The sequence below is a fragment of the Flavobacterium flavipallidum genome (assembly GCF_038289905.1).
Classification (GTDB): Bacteria; Bacteroidota; Bacteroidia; order Flavobacteriales; family Flavobacteriaceae; genus Flavobacterium; species Flavobacterium flavipallidum.
Genome location: NZ_JBBYHU010000014.1, coordinates 60,177 through 78,619, shown reverse-complemented (window position 1 = coordinate 78,619; position 18,443 = coordinate 60,177). Strand labels below are relative to the sequence as shown.

The following is an 18,443-nucleotide window of genomic DNA, read 5'->3' as shown; positions in this document are numbered from 1 at the left end:
CGGTCTCTAGGTCCGAAAACCTATACCCCTCGACTTGCATGTGTTAAGCCTGCCGCTAGCGTTCATCCTGAGCCAGGATCAAACTCTTCATCGTATATTGTTTGAGATTAAATCTCTTTTTTTATGCGATATCAGATCTAGTGGTCGTTTTCAAATCTTACGATTCTATTACTCTTATTTTTTTATGTCCCGAGTAATCGGGACGGCTGTCAATTCAATATGTCTAGGAACGTGTCTTTATTATTTTCTCTTCATTTCTCAGCGCAGTAGCACTGTTTCTCGAAGCGGGTGCAAAAGTACAACTTCTTTTTAATTTAGCAAGAAAAATTTAAAGTTTTTTTTCGATTTATTTTCGAAGCTTAACTTCTTTTTCCTTACTCAACATCTCAAATAACTTGCGCTCTTTGCGGGGTGCAAATGTAAAACGCTTTTCAAAATCTCACAAGCTTTTTTTAAACTTTTTTTTCAAACTCTCGTTTTACTTTATTACTTATTATTAGCCTGTATTTCTTAGAACGTTTTCGCTGTTGCGGGTTCAAAAGTAGAACCTTTATTCGATTAAACAATAGATTTTATCTACTATTTTTCATTTATTTTTTAATCAATTGAAAACCTGATGCTTATTTTTAAAAGTTTTTTAGGTTTGTAGGAGTTTGAACAGACGAACACCATGATTTATGGCTTTTCCTCAAAGATACACTAAAGGGATTTTCCTGAATTTAGAGTAAAAAAGTTGTTTTTACCTCAATCCCATAGCCCTGACCTGCCTGCCGGCAGGCAGGTAGTAGCGAAAATCCTTGTTTGCCGGCGTTCGGCAAACAAGATTGTAGCCGATAGCAGGAAACAGCTCCTAGAAAAAAGCTTACACTATAATATAGTATAAGCTTATCATATATAATGTAATATTCAAACTAAGGCAATCTGCTTTCCCAATATATATTTAGTTTATCGAGATTTACCGGATTAGCTGCTGGTTGATTTGGAAGCCTGCCTGTATCAAAAGCCTCCTGAAGTATATTCTCAATTAAATAATCCTCATTGGTTTCATAAGGCAAATATTTTGATTTTAAATCAATGTCAAACATACTTGCTGCTGTATTGGACCAAAAAGCTTTCCAACCACTTTTTAAAGTTTTGATTAACTCATATGTACTTTTCCCAGTTTGTCTATCTATTAACTTTACCAAAATACGTCCTTGACTACGGGATAACTTTTTTAATCTTGCTTCAAACTCATTTGTCAAATAATCTTCTACAATTTTAAAATACTTTTTCTTTTCCCTTTCTGAAGAAAGTCTGGCCATACCTATATTTAAATTCGTTAATCTGTCAGCTGCTAATTTAGCGTAAGGATACGTTCTGTAAACTCTATTTTGTAAAATGAGGTATTGCTTTCTCCCCTCTTCATCTAACTTACTTTTAGAAACTATAATCTCAGGCAATTTGATAGTGTCATTTAAAAGACTGTCTTTTTCAGTCAATACATATCCCATCCCATTAGGATTATAAGGAACTACCTGACTGTATCCATAAAAAGAAAATAAAAATGCTATAAAATAAACATACTTCATGATAACGATTATAATTTAGTGTAAAATTATACATTATATACACAACTGTAATACCAAATTTATATTTTAGCAAAAAAATATTTTATGAGTACAGAATCAATATTAAACAAACAATCAATGGCTTTCTTAGAAAGCTACCTTAATAATGCTTCACCAACTGGTTACGAAAGTAGCGGGCAAAAAATATGGATGGAGTATCTAAAACCTTATGTGGACACATTTATAACAGATACTTACGGTACAGCCGTAGGTGTAATCAATCCGGAAGCTCCATTTAAAGTTGTAATTGAAGGGCACGCTGATGAAATTTCCTGGTACGTAAACTATATTACAGAAGATGGTTTAATTTATGTAATTAGAAACGGAGGTTCTGATCATCAAATTGCACCCTCCAAAAGAGTAAATATCCACACTAAAAACGGTATTGTAAAAGGTGTTTTTGGTTGGCCAGCTATTCATACTCGCGGAAGAGGTAAAGAAGAAGCGGCAACTCAACACAATATTTTTATTGATTGTGGATGTTCGACTAAAGAAGAAGTTGAAAAATTAGGAATCCACGTAGGTTGTGTAATCACCTATCCAGATGAATTTATTGTTTTAAATGAAAACAAATTTGTTTGTCGTGCTATTGATAACCGCATGGGTGGTTTTATGATTGCTGAAGTGGCTCGATTATTACACGAAAACAAAATAAAACTACCTTTTGGTCTATATATTACTAATGCCGTTCAGGAAGAAGTAGGTTTGCGTGGTGCTGAAATGATTACTCAAACAATCAAACCTAATGTTGCTATTATCACAGATGTATGTCATGATTCAACGACTCCAATGATTGACAAAAAAATTGAAGGAGAAACTAAAATAGGCAAAGGACCTGTTATTACTTACGCACCGGCAGTGCAAAACAATCTTAGAGACTTAATTATTACTACGGCTGAAGAAAAAGAAATTCCTTTCCAAAGATTAGCTTCTTCAAGAGTTACAGGAACTGACACTGATGCATTTGCATACAGTAATGGCGGCGTTGCTTCGGCATTAATTTCACTTCCTTTGCGCTATATGCACACTACAGTAGAAATGGTACATAAAGAAGACGTAGAAAATGTTATCAAATTAATTTACGAAACGGTAATAAAAATAGAAAACAACGAAACTTTTTCTTATTTCAAATAAAAAAAGTACCAACCTATAATTCGGCTATTATATAATAGCCGAATTTCAATCTCTTTAAACATGAAAATCCTACTACTCGAAGACGATTTTACTTTATCCAAAGAAATAGTAACATTCTTTAACTCTAAAGATTTCGAGTGTATTCCATTTTATGATGGTTCCTTATTATTAAAAAAATATTTGGCTCTTGAATATGATTTAATAATCCTTGATATAAATGTTCCCGGTACAACCGGTATCGAAGTTTGTAAAGGCATTCGCGAAACAGACAAGAAAACACCTATCATCATGCTAACAGCCTTTAGTGAAATAGAGGACAAACTTATATGTTTTGACTATGGTGCCGATGATTACCTTGTAAAACCTTTTCATTTTGAAGAATTACATGCCCGAATTTTATCTCTATTAAGAAGAAAGGAAATTCCGCAGCAAACTCAAAGTAAAATTATTATTGAAGATCTAGAAATTCTGGAAGAAGAAATGAAAGTTTTTCGCTCAGGCGAAGAAATAAAACTTACTCCAAAAGAATTTAAATTGATATTAATTTTGGCGCAAGCCAAAGGAAAAATCATTTCGAAACAATATATTGCAGAAAAACTTTGGGATTACCATATTGAAACCAATCAAAATACCATAGAAGTTTATATCAATTTTCTACGAAAAAAAATCGATAAAGATCCTTATGCAAAACTAATACATACTAAAATAGGTTACGGTTACTACTTAAACAATCAGGAATGACTTTAAAAAATAGAATATCACTTTTAGTAAGCTTATTGTTTACAGTACTTTTTGCATTAGCATCAACGGTGATATTTATTTTATATGCTAACAACCGAAAAGAGGAATTTCGTGATCGTTTAGAAATCAAAGCCCTTTCAAACATTAAACTTTTAGTCAATGTAAAAGAAGTTGATGATCAACTTTTAAAAATGATTGACCAGAATTCTATCAATAAACTCTACGACGAAAAAACGCTGGTTTTTGATTCCAATTTTAAACTTATTTATAGTAGTATCGATGATGCTAAAATTAATTGGTCGATCGAAGACTTAAAATACCTTCAAAAACATAAAACCTTTTTTAAACAACAAGGTGAATATGAAGTCTATGGTGTTTTTTACGACACAAATGATAAAGATTTTTATGCTTTAATTTCGGCAACGGATGAATTTGGAAAAAGAAAACTTCTATTTTTAAGATATACCTTAGTGGTTTGTTATTTTCTTTTTACTGCTATCTGCTGGATATTAACTTCGTTTATGGTAAAAAAAGCGATGAATCCGTTAAGGATTTTTCATCAAAAAATAAAAAACATTAACGAAAACAATCTGGATACCCGCATTACGCTAAAAAGCACGAGAAATGAAATTGATTTAATTGCAAATGAATTTAATTTTATGATGGATCGAATAGAAATCTCCTATCAAAAACAAAAAGAATTCACTGCACACGCTTCTCATGAACTCCGAACCCCATTATCCAGAATAACAGCTCAAATTGAGAATACAATTCAGGATTTGAACACATCTGACAAAGAAAAAACTTTTTTAAAAACTATATTATCAGATGTTAATCATCTCTCTGAACTAATCAATTCTTTGCTAATATTGTCTAAAATTGATTCTAAAAACACGGAAAATAGCGAAACACAACGCATAGATGAAATTTTATTTTCGGCAATGACAAAACTCAAAAATAGCTTTCCTGATTTTATTATCTCCTTTGAAATGGAAGAAAGTGACAATTTAGATACCGCATTAGAAATTAAAGGCAATAAAAATCTATTAGAAATAGCACTTAACAATGTCTTGAAAAATGCCTGTCTGTATTCAGATAATAAGCAAGCTCATATTAAAATTAGTGCCCCTGAAAACAATCTAATCATTGCTGTTTCAAATACAGGAAATACTTTAAGTGAAAACGAACAAAAAAAACTTTTCCAAGCCTTTATGCGTGGTAAAAACTCAAAGGAAATATCAGGATTTGGTCTTGGGTTGAGAATTGTAAACCGTATTTTAACACTACACAAAGCGCAAATTATTTATAGTATTCCGGAAGAAAAAACGAATTTATTCCAACTTATTTTTCATTAATACAATCCTACTTTGATTTTTAAGTTCTTTTTAAGTTCAATTTAAGTTACTTTAAAGACCAAGAAAACATCTTTGTATCAAATAAAAATGATACAATGAAAAAGTTAATTGCTTTATTACTACTGATTGCTATTAATCAACAAATTAGCGCACAAAAACTAGTTTCTTTAGAAGATTGCGAAAGTCAATTTTTAAAAAACAATCTTTTCTTACTAGCTTCACATTATAATATTGATGCAGCAAAGGCCTTAACCATTCAAGCTGGAATCTGGGAAAACCCAACTATTACTGCCGGCCTAAACGCTTACAATCCTGAAAGAAATCAGTATTTAAATATTGGTCAAAATGGTCAAAAAGCATTTGGAATCGAACAATTAATTTATTTAGGAGGCAAAAAAAAGAATGAAGTTAAACTGGCTCAGGCCAATGAACAATTAGCAGAACTTCAATTTAATGATTTACTTAGAAATTTAAAACTACAACTACGTCAAAGCTTTTATACGGTTTACTACAATTCTCAAAAACTAGAAACTACAGATAAACAATTAAACCGCCTTGAAGAATTAATTAACTCCTATTCTATTCAAACCCAAAAAGGAAATTTACCCTTAAAAGATCTGGTGCGCTTACAATCTCTGTATCTCAATTTCAAAAATGAACGCATGGAAATTGTAAATAACAATATCAATGAACAATCTAATTTGAAATTATTACTAAATGAGAAAGAAAATATAACCCCTATAGTTTCAAATGTAAATTTTAATAAGTATCTAAAAACAATCCCATTTGATATCAAAAATCTTGAAAATGAAGCAATTAAAAACAGACCAGATTATTTGGCTAAACATAAAGAAATTGAAGCCAATCAATTGAATCTGAAATGGCAAAAATCATTATCGATTCCAGATATTACTTTAGGAGCTAATTATGATCAACGCAGTGGCGCTTTTCAAAAGGAAGCTAATTTAACGCTGGGAATTCCTTTACCGCTTTGGAATAAAAATAAAGGAAATATCAAATATGCTCAGAACATCTTAGATCAATCAAAAATTGAAAAACAAAATTTTGATTTACAGATTCAAACAGAAATCAGCACAGCTTGGAATAAATGGGATGAATCACGTAAAAATTACTTATTAATTAACCCCACATTAAATGCTGATTTTGAAGAAGTTTACGATGGCATCCTAAATAATTTTCAAAAAAGAAATATCACTTTACTTGAATTCACTGACTTTATGGAAAGTTACAATCAGGCTAATATACAAGTGAATGAATTAAAGAAAATCGTAGTGCTTTCGGCAGAAGAATTAAACACAACCATTAACAAAGACTTATTTTAAAAACTATATCAAAATGAAATCTAAAATAATTTTTGGAATTGCATTCCTAAACCTATTGTGTACAAGTTGCAAAAAAGAATTTGAAAACCCCGATATTAAATCTTCTTTTGCCTTGAGCAATACTATGCTAAAAACTACTACAACTGCTGAAGCTAAAGTAGTTCCTTTAAAAAATGAATTGAATTTTTACGGTAAAATAACTGCCGATAACAACAAAATGATTGACATCTACCCTCTTGTGGGCGGAAGTGTTATCAAAGTAAATGTTGAACTAGGAGATTATGTAAAAAAAGGACAGGTTTTAGCAACAATAAAAAGTACTGACATTGCTGATTTTGAAAAACAATCAATTGACGCTAAAAATGATTTATTAGTAGCTAAAAACAATCTAAAAGTGGCTCAAGAACTATTTGCTGGAAAATTAAATGCCGAAAGAGATGTACTTCAAGCCAAATCAGAAGTAAATAAAGCCCAATCTCAGTTAAGAAAAATTCAAGAAACCTATAAAATCTACAATATAAAAGCAGGGTCAATCTATGAAGTAACAGCTCCTATTAGCGGATTTATCATTCAGAAAAATATCAATCAGGATATGCTTTTAAGAAACGATCGTTCGGATAATATTTTTGATATAGCCGAAATCAGTGAAGTTTGGGCTATGGCCAATGTGAATGAAACAGATATCAATAAAATTAAATTAGGAATAGATGCATCTGTCACAACGCTGAGCTACCCAGATAAAATATTTAAGGGGAAAGTGGATAAAATATTCAATATAATAGATCCTGAAACTAAAGCTATGCAAACTAGGATTAAACTACAAAATCCAGGATTTTTATTAAAACCAGAAATGAATGCAAATATAAAACTCTCTTACAGCGAAGACCAATCAATGATTGCTGTTCCTAGTAATGCCATTGTTTTTGATAAAAGCAAAAATTTTGTTATGATTTTCAAAGATCGTCATAACATAGAAACCAGACAGATTGAAGTTTACAGAATTGTAGGTGACACTACATACATTTCGAATGGCTTAAAAGAAAATGAAAAAGTCATTACCAATAATCAACTATTTATTTATCGCGCATTAAACGATTAGGACATGAACAAATTCATACGAAATATTATTGCTTTCTCTTTAAAGAACAAAGCTTTCACCTTTTTTTGGGTGGGTTTACTGGCTCTTTCAGGTTTTATTGCTTTCAAAAATATGCCTATCGATGCATTTCCGGATGTAACTAATACTCAAATCATAATCATCACACAGTGGAATGGAAAGAGTGCCGAAGAGGTCGAACGATTTGTAACTACACCTATCGAAATTTCAATGAACTCTGTACAGAAAAAAACTAGTGTTAGAAGTATCACTATGTTTGGTCTTTCGGTAATTAAAATCATTTTTGACGATGGAGTTGATGATACTTTTGCCCGATTTCAAGTCAATAATTTGCTAAAAAATGTAGCCCTACCCGACGATGTTGAACCTGATGTTCAACCACCTTATGGCCCTACTGGAGAAATTTTTAGGTATATTGTAAAAAGTAATAGTCGAGATAGTCGCGAACTTCTCACCTATCAAAATTGGGTAATTGACAAACAATTACGTGCTGTACCTGGAGTTGCTGATTTAAATGTTTTTGGTGGACAAGCAAAAACCTATGAGGTAGGAGTTGATCCTGAAAAATTGTCTAAATATAATATTACGCCGCTTCAAGTTTATAATGCTGTAAATTCCGGTAACTTAAATGTAGGTGGCGATATTATCGAGAAAAACGAACAAGCCTTTGTTGTACGAGGCGTAGGTCTTTTAAAATCAAAAAAAGACATTGAAAACATTATTGTTGACGATGCTGGTGGAAATCCAATATTAGTCAAAAACGTGGCCAATGTATATGAAAGTTGTATGCCACGTGTAGGTCAAACAGGTATTGGTAATAACGATGATGCCGTTGAAGGTATTGTTGTAATGCGAAAAGGAGAAAATGCAAAAGAAACTTTGGCATTAGTAAAAGACAAAATAAAAGATCTTAACGAGAATATTTTACCAAAAGACATCAAAATTGAAACTTTTTATGATCGTGACAATTTGATGAATTTCACAACAGAAACAGTAATGCACAACTTATTTGAAGGAATCATTTTGGTTACCTGTGTTGTATTTCTGTTCATGGCCGACTGGAGAACTACCTTTACCGTTTCTATAGTTATTCCACTGTCTTTGTTATTTGCATTTTTATGCCTTAAAATGATGGGCATGAGCGCAAACCTTTTAAGTCTGGGAGCTGTAGATTTTGGAATTATCATTGATGGAGCCGTCGTAATGGTTGAAGGATTATTTGTTGTACTTGATCATCGGGCACATCAATTAGGAATGGAGAAATTTAATAAAATTGCCAAAGGAAGCTTGATTAAAAAAACAGGAACTGAAATGGGTAAAGCCATTTTCTTTTCAAAATTAATTATCATTACTGCTTTACTTCCTATTTTTTCATTTCAAAAAGTAGAGGGTAAAATGTTTTCACCTTTAGCATTCACTCTTGGTTTTGCATTGATGGGAGCCTTACTTTTTACTTTAACCCTGGTACCTGTTTTATCACACATACTTTTGAATAAAAATGTAAAAGAAAAAAATAATCCATTTGTGAATTTTTGGGACAAAATTGTTGTAAAAGGTTTTAATTGGACATTTAAACATAAGGTAAAAACGCTAACAGCTTCTATCGCACTGATTGTGACAGTATTTTTTTCAGGCACATTTTTAGGAACAGAATTCTTACCCCAATTGAACGAAGGTGCATTATGGGTTACTGCCGAGCTACCTATGAGTATTTCACTTCCTGAAAGTGTAAAAAAAGCTGCAATCATTAGAAAAGATCTCGAATCATTTCCTGAAGTAAAAAATGTTTTATCTCAAACCGGAAGAAGCAACGACGGAACAGATCCAAATGGTTTTGGTTTTATTCAACTTCAGGTAGATTTAAAACCAAAATCAGAATGGAAAAGAAAAATTTCTATGGATGAACTCATTAATGAAATGGATGTAAAACTGAAAGAACATCAGGGTATAACCTATAACTATTCGCAACCCGTCATTGATAACGTGGCCGAATCAGTAGCTGGTTTCAAAGCTTCAAATGCTGTAAAAATCTATGGAGAAGATTTAGACAAACTCGACGAACTTTCAAATGAAGTTTTAGCCAAAATCAAAAATATTCCCGGGATAAAAGATGTTGGTATCCTGCGAAATGTTGGTCAACCAGAAATAAGTGTTATTCTAGATCGTGAAAAAATGGCTGCATACGGCGTTACCTTAAATGATGCTCAGGCTGTATTGGAACTAGCTTTTGGAGGAAAAACAGCGACTCAAAAATATGAAGACGAAAAGAAATTTGACGTAAGAGTTCGTTTTTCGAAAGAATACCGAAAAAATGAAGAAGATTTAGCCAATCTAAAAGTTCCTACTATTGGCGGAGCTAAAATACCATTAAAGGGAATTTGTGATCTAAAAACCATAACAGGCCCGGCTTTTATTTACAGAGACAACACCAAACGCTTTATAGGTGTGAAATTTTCTGTTCGTGACCGCGATTTAGGAAGTACAATTGCAGAAGCTCAGGCAAAAGTAGCCGAAATAAAAATGCCTCCAGGATACACAACCGGATGGACGGGAGAATTTGAAAATCAGGTGCGTGCCAGTGCCCGATTAGCTCAGGTGGTACCTATAAGTTTAATTGGAATTTTTGTTCTATTGTTTATCCTTTTTGGAAATATTAAAGACTCTTTACTTGTACTTGCTAATGTACCGTTTGCAGTTATTGGTGGAATAATCGCTTTACATCTTACAGGTATTAATTTCGGAATTTCAGCTGGAGTTGGGTTTATTGCTTTACTGGGTATTTGTATCCAGAATGGTGTTATTTTGATTTCAGAATTTCACCATAATCTAAAAGCTAAATTCACACTTGAAGAGTCCATTTTTATGGGGGTTAAAGCTAGAACTAGAGCTGTAATCATGACTGCTTTAATGGCTTCTATTGGTCTAATGCCGGCGGCCATATCAACAGGTATTGGTTCTGAATCACAAAAACCTTTGGCTATTGTTATTATTGGAGGATTAGTTACAGCAACTATATTGACATTGTTAGTTTTCCCAATTTTGTTTTGGATTTTTAATCGTAAAAAACATGCTCCTATCGAATAACAAATAATCTTTAATACTCCAAAACAAAGCGGATTACTAAAATAATATTTAGAAAGCCGCTTTGTTTAAAAAAATTAAATGATTTTTTAAGTCCAAATATTTATTCTTAATCAATTTTCTTATGAAGAGAAAAAAATTACATAAAACACTTAAAATCTTATTGTTATACATTATAAATAACAAAAAAAGAGTTTGTAATTGGGGTGTTACAAACTCTTTTTTTCTTTGCTAAGAAGATAGATTTGGGGCAAATACCTTTCTTGGCTATTATGTAATAAAAAAACAACTAATTTATTTTTGCAAAAATATTAGTGTAATATTTTTTTCCTGTAGCGGCATCCTCTCTGATTGCAATTCCAAAATGTGTATAGTTACCAACTATATTTTCTTTGTGAGCCGGACTGTTTAACCAAGCATTTACTGCTGTTTGTGGACTATTATAATTGTATGCAATATTTTCTCCTACTGTTTTAGCTCCTAACACTTTCATAATATTATTAGCTCTGTCTGAAAATCCATCATGGCTCACCACTTTGTTATCAATCATATAAAAATCATGTTCTTCTGATTTAAATGAAATATGATTTATAATTTCTAGTGGTTTTAAACCAATACTAACTCTGTAATCATTAATTAATTTCAATGTTTCCAGCTCATTATTTGTGTAAGTATAGTTTTCAACAATTACAGAACTTGTAGAATCAGCTGTTGTTTCAGTTGCATCAGAAGAACATGAATTCATTGTAAATAGCACTGTAAATAATAACATTAACTTGAGTAAAATTACTTTCATAAGCTAGTAGTTTAAGTTTAAAGTAGATGTGGGGCAAACACTTTAAATAAGTTGTTTTGTTTTTCTTAACTTACTCAAACATACAACTTTTTATCGTTAAACTACAAAAAAAATCGATTAAATACATATTTTTGTGTTTTAGGAAAGATAAAGCTTACATTTATATATACACATTCATTTATATATAAATAAGAAAACATGATGCTAACTAAAATAAGCGAAACCAAACTTAGTATCAAAACTTACAAAATACTAATGACAAAGAATTAAGTTCTTAAATAGCGTAATTAATTTTATTGGTATACATAATTTTACTATTATAATTATTCTATAAAGAAAAAGATTCATTATCCATAATAACAACTATTCTATGATATAATTGAAAAAAAAAAAAAAGAGTTTGTAATTGGGGTGTTACAAACTCTTTTTTTCTTTGCTAAGAAGATAGATTTGGGGCAAATACCTTTCTTGGCTATTATGTAATAAAAAAACAACTAATTTATTTTTGCAAAAATATTAGTGTAATATTTTTTTCCTGTAGTGGCATCCTCTCTGATTGCAATTCCAAAATGTGTATAGTTACCAACTATATTTTCTTTGTGAGCCGGACTGTTTAACCAAGCATTTACTGCTGTTTGTGGACTATTATAATTGTAAGCAATATTTTCTCCTACTGTTTTAGCTCCTAATACTTTCATAATATTATTAGCTCTGTCTGAAAATCCATCATGGCTCACCACTTTGTTATCAATCATATAAAAATCATGTTCTTCTGATTTAAATGAAATATGATTTATAATTTCTAGTGGTTTTAAACCAACACTAACTCTGTAATCATTAATTAATTTCAATGTTTCCAGCTCATTATTTGTGTAAGTATAATTTTCAACAATTACAGAACTTGTAGAATCAGCTGTTGCTTCAGTTGCATCAGAAGAACATGAATTCATTGTAAATAGCACTGTAAATAATAACATTAACTTGAGTAAATTTACTTTCATAAGCTAGTAGTTTAAGTTTAAAGTAGATGTGGGGCAAACACTTTAAATAAGTTAGTTTTTGTTTTTTCACTTACTCAAACATACAACCTTTTATCGTTAAAATACAAAAAAAATCGACGAAATGCGACTTTTTGTACTTACAGAAAGATAAAACTTACATCAAGGAGCTAAACGATCAATTTTCCATAAATAATCATCCTGAAGAGAATAACGTATTCTGTCATGTAAACGATTCGCTCTTCCCTGCCAAAATTCTATTGTTATTGGACGAACTAAATAACCTCCCCAATGTTTAGGTCTATCAATAGTTTTTTCTTTAAAATCAACTTCTAATTGTTTTAAATTTTGTTCTAAATATTCTCTGGATGGAATAATTTCACTTTGATTAGAAACAATTGCTCCAAGTTTACTTCCATCTGGACGGGAATCAAAATAATTATCGGATATGATATCCGGAGTCTTTTCAGCAATTCCTTTTATAATTACCTGACGCTCGGCTGTGTGCCAAAAAAAGGAAAGACAAACATTTGGATTTTGTTCGATTGCTTTTCCTTTTTCTGAATTATAGTTGGTGTAAAAAATAAAACCTTCTTCGGTGTATTTTTTTAGTAGCACTACCCTCGCCTTTGGAAATCCATCCAATCCAAATGTAGAAACGGTCATCGCATTTACTTCTTCATTTCCTCCAAAGTCTTCTACTTCATGAAACCAACGGTGAAATAAATTGATGGGATCTTCAGGAATATTTGATTCTAATAATTCGCTTTTTTCATAAGATCTTCTGTAATTACTTAAATCTTCCATTGTGATAATAGTATTGATATTAGTATTTTATTAAAATTCAAATGTTTTACCATCATCGGCTAACAAAACATTTGAAAAAATCGTCGAAGCTTCTTCTTTAAAAACTTCAATTCGATCATAACGTGTAGAATAATGTCCAAGAACAAGTTGCGTTACCTGCGCTCTTTTAGCAATAGTTGCCGCTTGTATTGCAGTGGTATGCATCGTTTTAGCAGCTAATGTTTCCTCTGATTGTAAAAAAGTAGATTCGTGATACAATACATCTACTTTATCAATTATTGGAAGTATGGTTTCAGTATAACAAGTATCTGAACAAAAGGCGTAGCTCTTTGGTTTTTCAGGATTAAAAGTAAGTAAGTTATTGGGAATAAGTCTTCCGTCATCTAATAGAATATCTTTTCCATTTTTGATATTCTGATAATAACAACGCTCAATTTCATATTCCTGGACTGCAGCTATGTTTAATTTCCTTTCATCCAGTTTTTCCTGAAACAAAAATCCATTGGTATAAATGCGATGTTTTAAAGGAATTGTTTTGACTAAAACTTTATCATCTTCATAAACGACTTCACTTTCTGTATTTTCTAATTCATGAAAATGCAATTCAAAGTTGGGCCAGGAATTAGACAACCGTAATTGTAGTTTTATAATTTCTTTGATCCCTTTTGGGCCATAAATATGTAAATCATTATTTCTGTTTAGCAGCGAAAAAGTCGAAATCAAACCAATCAACCCAAAAAAATGGTCTCCATGTAAATGAGAGATAAAAATTTGATTGATTTTGGAAAACTTGATTTTATTCTTGCGCAATTGTACTTGGGTTCCCTCTCCGCAATCGATAAGAAAAAGTCGGTTTTTGATTTCTAAAACCTGTGATGTGGGATTGGTAAACGTACGTGGAGTAGCTGCATAACAGCCTAAAATAGTTAATTTCAAAGTATATTTGGTTAACTGGTTATTTGTTTAATCGTAAAATAGAAAATCATTCGATTAAACTTTAAACGAATAAACAATTAAACTACTTAAAAACCTAAGTCTCTCTCAATCTCTTCCATTTCAATGATGTCATGCGCTTCTAACAAAGAAGGAACAACGGTGAATTTTTCAGGTAAAGCATTGTAATCAAAATCAGAAACTACTACTACAAATGATTTCTTTGCTTTTTTATGTTTTTTAGACAATGGTAAAAACAATTTCAATTCTTCCACTTCTAACTCTTCTTTATAGCCTAATAAATCAATAATGATATTATGGTTTTCATAACTTTTATATTGATCGGTAACTTTAGTCAAAAAAGAATTAAAATCTCCTTGAGTATCTTTTATAGTAATTGTATGTTCTTTTTGATCTACTTTCATAGCTAATAAGATTAAATTTTAAGATTACAAGAATCTAAAGTTACTAAGTTTTTTTTACTTACTGAATTTTTGAAGCCAAAAGATAAATCACTGCCATTCTGATAGCTACACCATTCTCCACCTGATTCAAAATAACCGATTGACCGGAATCAGCTACTTCAGAAGTAATTTCGACGCCACGGTTAATTGGTCCCGGGTGCATAATGACAATTTCTTTATTCAAAGATTCTAACAAAGCCTTATCTACTCCGTATTGTTGTGCATATTCTCTGGTTGATGGAAAATAATTCACGTCCATTCTTTCGTTTTGAACGCGTAACATATTAGCGACATCACACCATTCTAAGGCTTTCCGTAAATTAGGTTCTACTTTAACACCTAAAGATTCAATGTATTTTGGAATTAATGTTTTAGGTCCACAAACTTTTACTTCAGCGCCCTGCATTTGCAAAGCATAGATATTAGACAAAGCTACTCTGGAGTGCAAAATATCACCCACAATAACTACTTTTTTTCCGGCAACATCTCCCAGTTTTTCTCTAATTGAATAACTATCTAACAAAGCTTGCGTTGGATGTTCATGTGCTCCGTCACCGGCATTTACAATACTCGCTTTTACATTTTGTGACAAAAAGTGAGCCGCTCCAGGATTAGCATGACGCATCACCACCATATCCACTTTCATCGAAAGAATATTATTCACCGTATCAATAAGCGTTTCCCCTTTTTTAACCGAAGATTGAGCTGCCGAAAAACTAATCACATCAGCTGAAAGTCGTTTTTGAGCTAATTCAAATGAAAGTTTAGTTCTTGTACTGTTTTCAAAAAATATATTAGCAATAGTAATATCTCGTAACGAAGGTACTTTCTTAATCGGACGATTAATGACTTCTTTAAAATGATCCGCTGTTTCAAAAATAAGGTCAATATCATTTTTGTTAATGTATTTGATACCTAATAAATGATTTACGCTTAATTCTTTCATTTTTATTTACGATTATATTTTACTATTGAGGATTGTTAAGATTGTATAATTAATTAGTTACCAAATAAACGGCATCTTCTCCATCGTTTTCTTTCCAACTTACCTTTACTTTCTCATTATTGATAGCATCTACCTGTCGGCCACGGTAATCCGGCTGAATAGGTAAATTACGACTGAAACGTCTGTCAATTAAAACCAATAATTCAATTTCAGATGGACGACCAAAAGATTGAACTGCAGTTAATGCTGCGCGAATACTTCTTCCGGTGTACAACACATCATCAATAAAAATGACTTTCTTGTTTTCTACAATAAAATCAATTTGGGTTTTATTAGCCTCCAATGGTTTTTCAGTTCTTCTGAAATCATCTCTGAAGAAAGTAATATCCAAATAACCTAATTTAATTTCAGGTGTTTGGTATTCTTTTTCCAATAATTCCTTAAGACGATTGGCTAAAAAAGTTCCTCTTGGCTGAATACCTATTAAAATAGTATCTTTAAAATCAAGATGTTTTTCAATGAGCTGACAAGCCAAACGATGAAGAATAATATTGACTTCCTTGGAATTGAGTAAAACTTTTTGAGTCATAATAAAGTGTTATCTTGGGTCATGCAAAAATAGTGTTTTTTTTATGCCCTTTTCTAATTCTGTTTAAAAAGCACAAAAAAACCGTCTCAAATTACTTTAAGACGGCTTGCTTATATTGTGTTTCAATCTATTACAGATTGTACATCTTCTTTCTTTGTTCCTGAATTTTCTCGTCATCCAAATATTCATCAAAAGTCATGTAACGATCAATCACTCCGTTTGGAGTCAACTCCACTACTCTATTACCTACAGTTTGTGCAAATTCGTGGTCATGAGTCGTAAAAATAACCGAACCTTTGAAGTTTTTCAATGAGTTATTAAAAGCCGTAATCGATTCCAAATCCAAGTGGTTTGTAGGTTCGTCTAGCATTAAAATGTTAGCACGCTCCATCATCATTCTGGAAATCATACAACGTACTTTTTCTCCTCCTGACAATACATTACTTTTCTTCAAAGCTTCTTCACCTGAGAAAATCATTTTTCCAAGGAAACCTCTAATGAAAACTTCGTCACGCTCTTCCTCTGTTTTAGCATATTGACGTAACCAGTCTACTAATGACAAATCATTTTTAAAGAAATCATGGTTTTCAGCCGGTAAATACGCCTGATTGGTAGTAATACCCCAATCATAAGTTCCTGAATCGGCTTTTTGATTGCCATTGATAATTTCGTAGAAAGCTGTGGTAGCACGGGAATCTTTAGAGAACAATACAATTTTATCGCCTTTAGCCATATTCAAATCGATATCTTTGAACAACAACTCTCCATCAATAGAAGCGCTTAAGTTTTCTACATTCAGGATTTGATCTCCAGCTTCACGATCCTGATCAAAAATAATAGCAGGATAACGACGGCTCGAAGGTTTGATTTCCGAAATATTTAATTTAGAAATCATTTTTTTACGGGAAGTGGCCTGTTTAGACTTCGCCACGTTAGCAGAGAAACGACGGATAAATTCTTCCAATTCCTGTTTCTTCTCTTCTGCTTTCTTATTTTGTTGTGCTCTTTGTTTAGCCGCTAACTGACTTGATTCGTACCAAAAAGTATAGTTTCCGGAATAATGGTTGATTTTTCCAAAATCAATATCTGAAATATGAGTACAAACCGCATCAAGGAAGTGACGGTCGTGAGATACTACAATTACTGTATTTTCATAATTCGCTAAGAAATTCTCTAACCAAGCGATGGTTTCAAAATCCAAGTCGTTGGTAGGCTCATCCATAATCAGCAAATCAGGATTTCCAAAAAGTGCCTGTGCCAAAAGCACACGTACTTTCATCTTCCCTTCCATATCTGACATCAAAGTATAGTGGAATTCTTCACCGATACCTAAATTAGAAAGCATGGCTGCCGCATCCGAATCGGCGTTCCAACCATTCATTTCTTCAAATTGTACCTGCAATTCTCCAATTCTGTCCGCATTGGCATCATTGTAATCCAAGTACAATTCGTCCATTTCTTTCTTAACAGCATACAAAACCTTGTTCCCCATAATTACCGTTTCCAGTACGGTATGTTCATCAAACATATTGTGGTTTTGGTTTAAAACCGACATACGTTTTCCAGGCTCTAAGTGTACGTGACCCGAAGTAGGATCCATATCTCTCGAAATGATTTTAAGAAATGTAGATTTTCCGGCACCGTTAGCCCCAATAACCCCATAAATATTACCGTGTGTGAATGTAGTATTTACTTCGTCAAACAAAATGCGCTTACCAAACTGAACTGATAAATTATTTACTGTTAACATGAATAGCTTTTATAAAATTTGCTGCAAAAGTACAAAAAAATAGCTATTTATGAGAAAGGATTTCAAAGTTAGATTTTATAAATATTTGTAAGAATATTTTAATATATTTGAAAATAAAAAAAATTGGCTATGATATATTTATTATGGGGTTTATTAAACATTATACTATTCTTATTCTTTATTACAATTTGTTTTAAAGCAACACGACTCATTAGAGAAAAAGTAGGATTACTTGCTTCCATTATTTTTGTATTTGGACTTTTATCTTTTATGGGACATTCAGATGATAATAATGATGATGATGACCCCAACAAAAACCAAGTTAAAACCTGGAATTTTATTTCAAAAGACAATATACAACCTAATACTAGTTATTTTCTTAATGTTGATTTAGAAAAAACATTAATTTCTAAATTCAATATGGAAATTATCTGTGGAAAAAACAAACAAAATATTATTGTTCCAATAAGCGCTTACTCATTGCTAAATGGATTCGTAAGTGGTATAAATTGGAAGCCAACTTCAATTACTATTAACAATACAAATAACAATAATAAATTTGAATATTTAGTTTATGGAACAGTAGAATGGAAATTACTCAATTTAACAATTTATTCTCAACGAAAAGAATATAAAGGCTTTACTGCTTCCTTCGTCAGCATGACAAGATTGAGGAAATAGCCTAAAAAAACAGTTTTTTACAGCAAACTTAACCCCTAGTTTGTCATTCCGACGAAGGAGGAATCTCATCAAACTGAGCAAAAAAAAACTCGTTTATC

16 protein-coding genes and 1 rRNA gene are annotated in these 18,443 nt (G+C 31.8%); 7 read left to right on the top strand and 10 right to left on the bottom strand.

Features of this window, described 5'->3' with window-relative positions:
- Positions 1-94, bottom strand: a 16S ribosomal RNA gene (locus AAEO59_RS08810); the annotation flags it as partial.
- Positions 95-911: 817 nt separating this feature from the next.
- Positions 912-1,571, bottom strand: coding sequence for a DUF4294 domain-containing protein (locus tag AAEO59_RS08805; RefSeq protein ID WP_341700368.1), 660 nt, complete (start codon positions 1,569-1,571; stop codon positions 912-914).
- An 84-nt stretch (positions 1,572-1,655) separates the two neighbouring features.
- Between AAEO59_RS08805 and AAEO59_RS08800 the strand changes: the two genes are divergently transcribed.
- The 6 genes from AAEO59_RS08800 to AAEO59_RS08775 all read left to right on the top strand — a co-directional run bounded on the left by AAEO59_RS08800 (position 1,656) and on the right by AAEO59_RS08775 (position 10,384).
- The gene (locus tag AAEO59_RS08800) at positions 1,656-2,744 is read left to right on the top strand and encodes a M42 family metallopeptidase (RefSeq protein WP_341700367.1); all 1,089 of its coding nucleotides are present in this window, start codon (positions 1,656-1,658) and stop codon (positions 2,742-2,744) included.
- Positions 2,745-2,804: 60 nt separating this feature from the next.
- A complete protein-coding gene (locus AAEO59_RS08795) occupies positions 2,805-3,485 on the top strand; it encodes a response regulator transcription factor (RefSeq protein WP_341700366.1) in 681 nt (226 codons plus the stop codon).
- Positions 3,482-4,840: a sensor histidine kinase gene (locus tag AAEO59_RS08790; protein ID WP_341700365.1), complete on the top strand. Its 1,359-nt coding sequence runs from the start codon at positions 3,482-3,484 to the stop codon at positions 4,838-4,840. Before AAEO59_RS08795 ends, AAEO59_RS08790 begins: the two co-directional genes overlap by 4 nt.
- Before the next feature lie 95 nt (positions 4,841-4,935).
- Positions 4,936-6,183: a TolC family protein gene (locus AAEO59_RS08785; RefSeq protein WP_341700364.1), complete on the top strand. Its 1,248-nt coding sequence runs from the start codon at positions 4,936-4,938 to the stop codon at positions 6,181-6,183.
- A 13-nt stretch (positions 6,184-6,196) separates the two neighbouring features.
- Positions 6,197-7,282 carry an efflux RND transporter periplasmic adaptor subunit gene (locus AAEO59_RS08780; protein ID WP_341700363.1) on the top strand — a complete coding sequence of 362 codons (1,086 nt, stop codon included), beginning with the start codon at positions 6,197-6,199 and terminating at the stop codon, positions 7,280-7,282.
- Positions 7,283-7,285: 3 nt separating this feature from the next.
- Positions 7,286-10,384: an efflux RND transporter permease subunit gene (locus tag AAEO59_RS08775; protein WP_341700362.1), complete on the top strand. Its 3,099-nt coding sequence runs from the start codon at positions 7,286-7,288 to the stop codon at positions 10,382-10,384.
- A gap of 286 nt (positions 10,385-10,670) precedes the next feature.
- Here the strand turns inward: AAEO59_RS08775 and AAEO59_RS08770 are convergent, their stop codons facing one another.
- The 8 genes from AAEO59_RS08770 to AAEO59_RS08735 all read right to left on the bottom strand — a co-directional run bounded on the left by AAEO59_RS08770 (position 10,671) and on the right by AAEO59_RS08735 (position 17,664).
- Positions 10,671-11,177 (bottom strand): CAP domain-containing protein, encoded by a 507-nt coding sequence (locus tag AAEO59_RS08770; protein ID WP_341700361.1) that lies wholly within the window; start codon positions 11,175-11,177, stop codon positions 10,671-10,673.
- 494 nt (positions 11,178-11,671) lie between these two features.
- Entirely contained in the window at positions 11,672-12,178 is a 507-nt protein-coding gene (locus tag AAEO59_RS08765) for a CAP domain-containing protein (RefSeq protein ID WP_341700360.1), read from the bottom strand.
- Positions 12,179-12,337: 159 nt separating this feature from the next.
- Positions 12,338-12,982, bottom strand: coding sequence for a pyridoxamine 5'-phosphate oxidase (pdxH, locus tag AAEO59_RS08760; protein ID WP_341700359.1), 645 nt, complete (start codon positions 12,980-12,982; stop codon positions 12,338-12,340).
- Between the two features lie 30 nt (positions 12,983-13,012).
- A complete protein-coding gene (locus tag AAEO59_RS08755) occupies positions 13,013-13,918 on the bottom strand; it encodes a ribonuclease Z (RefSeq protein ID WP_341700358.1) in 906 nt (301 codons plus the stop codon).
- Positions 13,919-14,004: 86 nt separating this feature from the next.
- A complete protein-coding gene (locus AAEO59_RS08750) occupies positions 14,005-14,340 on the bottom strand; it encodes a ribonuclease Z (RefSeq protein WP_341700357.1) in 336 nt (111 codons plus the stop codon).
- A gap of 58 nt (positions 14,341-14,398) precedes the next feature.
- Positions 14,399-15,325: an aspartate carbamoyltransferase catalytic subunit gene (locus AAEO59_RS08745; RefSeq protein ID WP_066329170.1), complete on the bottom strand. Its 927-nt coding sequence runs from the start codon at positions 15,323-15,325 to the stop codon at positions 14,399-14,401.
- Between the two features lie 49 nt (positions 15,326-15,374).
- Positions 15,375-15,914, bottom strand: a complete 540-nt coding sequence (pyrR, locus tag AAEO59_RS08740) for a bifunctional pyr operon transcriptional regulator/uracil phosphoribosyltransferase PyrR (protein ID WP_341700356.1) — start codon at positions 15,912-15,914, stop codon at positions 15,375-15,377.
- A gap of 130 nt (positions 15,915-16,044) precedes the next feature.
- Positions 16,045-17,664 (bottom strand): ABC-F family ATP-binding cassette domain-containing protein, encoded by a 1,620-nt coding sequence (locus tag AAEO59_RS08735; RefSeq protein ID WP_341700355.1) that lies wholly within the window; start codon positions 17,662-17,664, stop codon positions 16,045-16,047.
- A 129-nt stretch (positions 17,665-17,793) separates the two neighbouring features.
- Between AAEO59_RS08735 and AAEO59_RS08730 the strand changes: the two genes are divergently transcribed.
- Positions 17,794-18,345, top strand: a complete 552-nt coding sequence (locus AAEO59_RS08730; protein WP_341700354.1) for a hypothetical protein — start codon at positions 17,794-17,796, stop codon at positions 18,343-18,345.
- Positions 18,346-18,443: the final 98 nt, after the last annotated feature.